This is a genomic window from Prosthecobacter sp., from assembly GCF_046154365.1.
Classification (GTDB): domain Bacteria; phylum Verrucomicrobiota; class Verrucomicrobiia; order Verrucomicrobiales; family Verrucomicrobiaceae; genus Prosthecobacter.
Map to the genome: position 1 here is coordinate 1 of NZ_JBJXFV010000236.1, position 7,454 is coordinate 7,454.

Annotated in this window: 4 protein-coding genes; 3 read left to right on the forward strand and 1 reads right to left on the reverse strand. The window is 60.6% G+C overall.

The genetic code is table 11. The annotated features are described in order from the left end of the window. Positions 1 to 173: 173 nt before the first annotated feature. Together ACKVY0_RS29630 and ACKVY0_RS29635 are read left to right on the forward strand one after the other, a co-directional pair. Entirely contained in the window at positions 174 to 1,331 is a 1,158-nt protein-coding gene (locus ACKVY0_RS29630) for a prenyltransferase/squalene oxidase repeat-containing protein (RefSeq protein ID WP_409218499.1), read from the forward strand. A gap of 194 nt (positions 1,332 to 1,525) precedes the next feature. Continuing rightward, positions 1,526 to 4,618, forward strand: coding sequence for a hypothetical protein (locus ACKVY0_RS29635; protein ID WP_409218500.1), 3,093 nt, complete (start codon positions 1,526 to 1,528; stop codon positions 4,616 to 4,618). 190 nt (positions 4,619 to 4,808) lie between these two features. Here ACKVY0_RS29635 and ACKVY0_RS29640 read toward each other — a convergent pair whose 3' ends face one another. Beyond that, positions 4,809 to 7,244: a hypothetical protein gene (locus ACKVY0_RS29640; RefSeq protein WP_409218501.1), complete on the reverse strand. Its 2,436-nt coding sequence runs from the start codon at positions 7,242 to 7,244 to the stop codon at positions 4,809 to 4,811. Positions 7,245 to 7,255: 11 nt separating this feature from the next. Between ACKVY0_RS29640 and ACKVY0_RS29645 the strand changes: the two genes are divergently transcribed. After that, a partial coding sequence (locus tag ACKVY0_RS29645) for a hypothetical protein (RefSeq protein ID WP_409218502.1) occupies positions 7,256 to 7,454 on the forward strand: 199 nt, incomplete at its 3' end.

Genomic DNA, 7,454 nt, shown 5'->3' on the forward strand with positions numbered 1-7,454 from the left:
ATTAAGTTAAGGACAGCACATGAATGAATGCCGCAGATTCAGGAAAACCACAGATTAGACGATTCAGGCGAGAAATCTGCGGCTTCCCTGAATCTGCGGCAATCCCTTCTTAACTTAACGACATTGACTGAGCACTGAGCACTGAGCACTGAGCACTTAAACCCCACCACACCATGAAACTCCCAACCCTCCTCCTCACCCTCGCCACCGCTTCCGCGTTTGGCCAGGCCGCCACCCCGCCCCCGCGCCACGAATCCCTCAAACAAGAACTCCGCCTCGGCGTCGAGCGCGGCCTCAACTTCCTCCGTTCCAAGCAAAACCAAGCCACCGGCCAGTGGGGCGAAGCCGAACCCGTCGCCATCACCGGACTCGCCATCACCGGCTTCATGCTCGACCCCTCCCGCAAGCCCGGCGATCCCGTCCCCGCCGAAATCGAAGCCGCCACCCGCTACCTCATCTCCAACGCCAAGCCCGACGGCAGCATCTGCATCAAAGCCCGCGCCACCTACAACACCGCCCTCGCCCTCACCGCGCTGCTGTTGAATCCCAAACCCGAAAACGAGGAGGTCATGCTCAAAGCCCGCCGCTACCTCGTCACCCGCCAGCTCGACCTCGACGAAAAAGGCAAGCAAGACAACCCCACCGACGGCGGCATCGGCTACGGCGAAGAAAAAGCCACCCACGCCGACCTCTCCAACACCACCTTCGCCCTCGAAGCCCTCTACTACGCCCAGTCTCTCCTCGCCGACAAAGGCGACGCCGCCAAAAACGAGCCCCAGCTCAACTTCGGTGCCGCCATCGACTTCATCCAGCGCTGCCAGAACCGCCCCGAGAGCAACAAATCGAGCTGGGTCAGCAAAGACCCCAAAGACGCCGGCGGCTTCATCTACAACCCCACCGAAACCCGTGGTGCCAAAGTCGAAAACCCCGACGGCACCATCTCCCTCCGCAGCTACGGCAGCATCAGCTACGCCGGCCTCCTCAGCTTCATCTACGCCGGTCTCGACGCCAAAGACCCCCGCGTCAAAGCCGTCATCGAATGGCTCAACGCCAACTACAGCGCCACTGAAAACCCCGGCCTCGGCGCCCAAGGCCTCTACTACTACTACCACACCCTCAGCAAGGCCCTCAGCATTGCCAAAATCGACTTCATCAAGACCAAAGACGGCAAGCTCATCGACTGGCGCTCCGACATCACCCAAAAGCTCCTCAGCCTGCAACAAGGCGACGGCTCATGGTCCAACACCGAAGGCCGCTGGATGGAAAGCGACCCCGTCCTCACCACCAGCTACATCCTCATGGCCCTCGGTCGCATTCATCAGACCCTCTGAAGAAAACGGAGCGCGAGTATGGCGAAGCCTACTCGCCATTTGTTAGTCCCAGCGGCACCGCTAACAACCACGGCGACCATCAGCCATACGCCGCTTGGTGATAACACCACACGCCAGGAAAGTCAGGCGAGTTAAAAACTCGCGCTCCACATCCCTCTCGACAAGCCACCACCGCCACCGGTAATCTCCCCGGCATGCGCCTTCGTCTTCGCGGCTTCGTCACACTCGTTGTCACACTCTCCCTTGCCCTTCACGCGCAAGAACAAGACAAACCGATACCTGCCGAGCCGCTGGCCGTGCAAGATGCGAGGGCAGCCATCAAACGCAAGATGGACGCCATCCATCTGCCTGAACTCCGTCTCCACAACGCCACACTCAAGCAGGCGATCGAACTCCTCAGCACCCGCAGCCGTGAACTAGACAAGACAAACGCGCCTGCCGGGCACAAAGGCGTGAACATCCGTCTTCACCCCGAAGCTGAACCCGACAAGGCATCCATCTCGCTCGATTTGATAAACGTGCCGTTATACGAGGCTCTGCGCTACGTCACCGAGCTTGCACAGATGAAATTCAAGGTGGAGGCCGATGCTGTTCTCGTGATCCCCCTCTGGGTGGACGCGAGCGAGAAATTCACCCGCACCTTCAAAGTCCCAACCGATTTCCTCTCCTCCAACATGGACTCTGGGGCTCCCGCTGCCCCTGCCGATCCATTCGCCATACCCCAGCCTGAACCAAGCCCCTCGAAAGGCAAAATAGCCCGCCAGTCTTCCAAACAAATCCTCGAAACCATGGGCATCACCTTCCCAGAAGGCTCCTTTGCCTTTTTCAATCCTGCCACAGGCCTGCTCACCGTCACCAACACGCAACCGAACCTCGATCTCGTCGAAGCCTTCTTCGATACGATTCACGTTCATTACTCTCGGACCCTCGCCCACCAGCTCATCATCCTCGAAGGTCCGGGCGAACTCATCCGCCAGATCAACGCCGCCGCTTCACGGAACGCGAACGCCATCCAAGAACTCGCCACCCTGCTCGACTACGCGAAAAACCCTGGCTCCAACGTCCGCGTCGTCGCCGATGCCTTTCTCGAAGGCAAATCCGGCACCCATGCCGCTACCACCGCCGTGCGCGAGCACGTTCACGCCACCGACCTCACCCTCGACACGAAAAGCCGCGCCACCGCCGCCTGGGACCTGCGCCCGCTCGGCCTCGTGCTCGAAGTCGAACCCACCTTGGGTGCCGATGGCATCACCATCGACAACAGCCTCGTCGTCAAACTCCATCCCACCACACCGCGCATCCGGCAGTTCACCGCCACCGAGCCGCTCACCGATCGCGATGCCGAATTCCCCTTCTCCGTGACTGCGGGTGCTGAATTCACCACCTCGCTCGTCAGCACCGGCGGAGCCACGAAACTCATCGGCGTCACCAAACCCGTCGGCCTCGCGGATGAAAAAGCCGATGTCCTCTGGGCCGCCTTTCTCACCAGCAGCATCCGTCGGGTTCAAATGTTGCCGCAGGCAAAACCATCGCAGATGCCCGCAGCAGAAGGCATGGTCGCCACTGCTTTTCATGCGCCGCCCGGGCTGCTCGAATCCCTCATGGAAACAACCTCGCAGCCGCTGCGTGAGTGGCTGGAGAAAGTGCAGGGCATCACCTTCCCTCCCAGAGCCGTGCTGGAGCAAAAAGGCGATCAGCTCCACGTCATCAACACTCCCGCCATGATCGAGGCCATCGGTGCTTTGATCGGACATGCCGAGCAACAAGCCGCCAAAACCATCGCCTTCACCCTGCACACCATCGAGGCACCGGCGGCGCTGCTGCGTGACCTCTCCCGCCAATCCACCGCCACAGGCGCGGACGACACCGCGATCTTCACCGCCGCCGAGGCCGCCGTCGCACGCGGCGAGGCCCGTTTCATCGACTCCCTCTTCCTCGAAACCAAATCCGGCCTCCGCGCCACGCACGAATCCGTCCGCGAGCATGTCTTCATCTCCAGTTTCGACCTCAACGCCCAAAACCAGCCCGAGGTCACCTTCGAGATGCGCAAAATCGGCACCATCTTCGAGGTCGAGCCCGTGGTTGGCGCGGACGGCCACACCGTTGAACTCAACTTCAGCCACGAACTCCATCCCGCCGCCCCCGAAGCACGCGGCGCTCACTTCCGCGATCCCGCCTCCGGCCAGCGCTTCGCCATGCCCGCCACCGACTTCCATGTCCTCAAAACCACCAGTGGCCTCACCCTCACCAAAGGCAGCACCAAACTCATCGCCCTCCAACAGCCGACCGGTCGTAATGCCGGAGCCAAACTCTGGGCCACGTTCTTGAAGTGCGATGTCGTGCCGCAAATCATCAAACCACGCCGCATGACGGCAGCAAAAGCAACGGAACTTCCCGATACGGACAAGCAGGAAACAAAAACGTACCATGTTCCGCGTGATTTCCTGAACCGCATGAACAATCCCGTTGAGCCAGATAACCCGTCAGCACCAGAAGATCCCTTTGGGGCACCCAACCATCGTCAGCCTGTACGCCAACGTCATAGCGCACCCCAGCCTTTTGAACGCCTCGGCGTCACCTTCCCGGAAGGGGCGAGCGCTTCCTACAATCCAGCCACCTCGACGCTCGTTGTTCGCAACACCCCCAGGAATTTGGCTTTGATCGAAGCCTGGCTTGATGAACTCATCCATACCTCACCTGCCACGCTCGTCTTCACCACCCACGTCCTCCAGGCCCCCGGCCCATTGCTGCGCCGACTCACCGCTCAAGCCGCCAGCAAAAGCAACCACCGCGCCGAACTCGACGAACTCCTCGCCGCCGTTAAGGCTGGAAACGCACAATCCCTCGGCACCAACCGCATCGAGACCAAGCCCGGTGTCATCGCCCGCACGCAGCAAGGCACGGAGCACACCGCGCTCGCCGACGTGCGCATCAGCAAGGAAGGCGCGCCCGAAATCATCACCGAAACCCGCAACGTCGGTTTCAAAGTCGAATTAGAGGCCATCATCGGCGCGGACAGCCAGTTGGTGGACCTCAACATCGCCCCCGAATTCCACACCGCCGCGCCCTTCGAGCACCGCGAGCACATCCTCGACACCCAGGGCCGCAGACTTGAATTCCCGCTCACGGATTACCACGTCGCCAAGACCACCACCGGCATCACCATGCCCGACGGCACCGTCCGCCTGCTCTCCCTCTACAAACCCACCGGCAAACCCGAATTTGAGAAGGAAGACATCCTCCAGGCCATCTTCATCACCTGCGACATCCTGCGTGCTGGAGAATAGGAGCGGACCATCCGTTGATGGTGAATGGTTGATTGTTGATGGTCTGCTGCATCAGAATCCGCGAATCGGACATCGACTGGTAGCCACGACCCCGATGATTCACCCAGCAAGTGAACGCCGCGTCCACTCATGCGGCTTTTGGAATCAGTCCATCAACCATCAACTCACAACCATCAACTACCGCTCCCCATCATTCCTCAAACTCCGTGTAATGCTTCTTCCTCAGCGGCGGCGTCACGGCGGCTTTCTGCTTCCAGGTCGTCGCGGTGAGAAAATCCTTCTCGCTGCCGATGCCTTCTTGATAGCAGTTGGCGAGCGTCTTCATCGCCTCGACCACGCCTTCTTCAGCGGCAGCCTTGATGGCGGCGAAACCGGTTTTTCGCTCCTTGGTCGTCTGGCCGTGATTCAGCAGCACCATGCCCGCGAGATTTTTGGCCGGCGGATGCTTGTCCGTCACGCGTGAAAGCGTGTCATACACATCCTGCCACAGCGCGGGATTGATCTCCGCTTTGCGCCAGAGGAGATGCGCGGCCAGATAGGCCTCCAGCGGATGCTTGGAACGGGTCATGAACGACAGCACCAGCGCTCCGGCCTTGTCGATGTCCTGCGGCACTCCACGCCCCTGAAACAGCGCCTCAGCATAATAGAACCGTGCATCACGCCGCTTGCCGGCTTCGAAGGCTTTTTGATACAGCGCCGTGCTGCGCTTTTCGTCGCGGGTGAAGCCGTATCCCGCCGCCAGCAGATGCCCTTCGAGCAGCATGGCGGAGACACTGCCACGCTCGGACAATTGATGCACCGGCTCCGCCCACGCGGCATCGAGCCATTTGCCATCGGCGAACAACTGCCGCGCCATGCGATCACACAGCGTGTCGGCAAAGGGTTTCCAAAACGTCTCCTGCGGAAACTCATACACGGCATTCATGAGCACGGTGAGCGCCGTCTTGAAGTCCTGCGTGTCCTCAATGCCACGCATGCCGCGCAAAATCTCCAGGCGCGACTCCTCGACCTGCTCCTCATGCGTAAACGCAGGCTTCAGCTCGCGCAGCGATGCCGCACTGACGAACTGCTCCTTCTTTGGCAGCAGTTCGGTCAGTTCAATCGTGTCATCAGCATCGGTGATGCGCCACTTGTCCGCTTCGTCACGCTGCACCGTGCAGGTGAGCACACCCTTGCCGCGCGCAGTGCGGTCGCCGCGCTGCACCTCAAACTGAAACGGCTGGATGACATGAATGAGATCGAAATTTTCCAACTCCGCCTTCGCTCCAGCAGCCACACTGATGCGCCGCAGCGGCCAGCGTGCGCGCATCTCCTCCTCCAGACGCAGCAGGGCATCCATCGGCGGATGATCGAGCATGAAGAACTTCCCTTGAGCCGCAGCCACATGATCGAGCAGCGTCGCCACCGAAACTTCATTCCACGAGCGAATGAATGCCGCCGCGCGATCCAGCGCCGCTTGTCTGGCCGAGAGCTTGGCCTCGGCACGCTGGTCTCCGTCCGCCTGCGCCTTTTCATAGGCTGCAAGCGCCCGCTTGATGTCCTGCACCGTGCCGTTGCCATGCTCATGCCGTTCACCCAGCGGCATCCAGGCCGAGGCTTCGCCCAGCGTCGCCGCCTGCTGAAGCTGCTTGAAGGAACTCTCGGCATAGCGCGCCGGATTGTCCGCATCATCGACCACACTCACAAAATCGCTCAACGCAGCGCGACTGCCGCCCACCACCGCCTGCTGCATCAGAAACACCACTTCTTCACCAAACTCACCCGAGGCACGAAGGGCGTTGGCGAGTGGTTGCATTGCTTCAACATGGCCCTCCTCGGCAAGCGGCATCAAGAGATTCGCCGCCAGCAGCGGCGCACCCGCATGCCGCAACTCCTCGCAGGCGCGGATGATTTGTTCCGGCGTGAAATGCGTCCTCTCGGGCACCGCCACTTGAACTTTGGCGACGGGCGGTGACGACACCTGATCCAGATGCCGGTTCCAATAGATGATCGCGGCAATCATCACGCCGCAGACCAGCAGGCCCGTCAGCAGCAGCGAGGACGATTCTTCCTCATCGTGCTTGGCTTCATCAGCAGCGGCTGGTTCCGGCGCTTTCGCCTGCTCCAACACTGAAACAGGTGAAGACAGCGCCACGGCGGACTCAGGCGACGACTCCACAATCACTTCGCCCACCCGCTCTCCGGCGCGTGGTTTCATCGCCGTGGGTTGCAGCAGATAATCGCGCCGATTGGAGCGCACTACGGCCTGCGACTCCTCAGCAGGTGCGTCGGACCCCGCCTCTTCTGCGCTGGATGCCTCCTCCGCCTGCTCCGGCGGCTCCTCCCCTTCCACGCCAAGATCAAACCTGATTTCCTCCATGCCGAGGCTGAATTGAAACGGCGTTTCCACCTCAAGGTCAGGCGCATACACCCCATTCACGGTGAACCATGCCTCCGGTACCGCACGCTGGATGCGAAACCGCTTTTCAGCCACACGTCGGAACACGCAATGCCGTGGCAAAATGGCCCCACCATCAAGAACGATCTCACACTCTGACGAGCTACCGAGATCGATGGAGGCATCTATGGGGCAGGACAGCTCATGCAAGCTGTCGGCAGTACGCAATGTCAGAACCGTGAGAGGCATCAATGCAGACTATGATGATCAACGCGAAAGCGTCGAGTCTGCATTCCAACAAAGAATCTCGCACTTCCTTATTTTCCGGCACCGCTAAAGCCAATGCCGTTAAGCAATCCTGCAACGAACGCCGAACTGGCCCCTCACCTAACCTTTCGCTTCGCGGCGCTTCGCTAGCCCCGAAGCTCGCCTGTTTGCGCAACACGTTTCTCGCGGGGA

Bases quoted from the DNA above. Each gene is read 5' to 3' on its own strand.
- ACKVY0_RS29640 (WP_409218501.1), bottom strand. From the start codon at position 7,244: ATGCCTCTCACGGTTCTGACATTGCGTACTGCCGACAGCTTGCATGAG.
- ACKVY0_RS29635 (WP_409218500.1), top strand. From the start codon at position 1,526: ATGCGCCTTCGTCTTCGCGGCTTCGTCACACTCGTTGTCACACTCTCC.
- ACKVY0_RS29630 (WP_409218499.1), top strand. From the start codon at position 174: ATGAAACTCCCAACCCTCCTCCTCACCCTCGCCACCGCTTCCGCGTTT.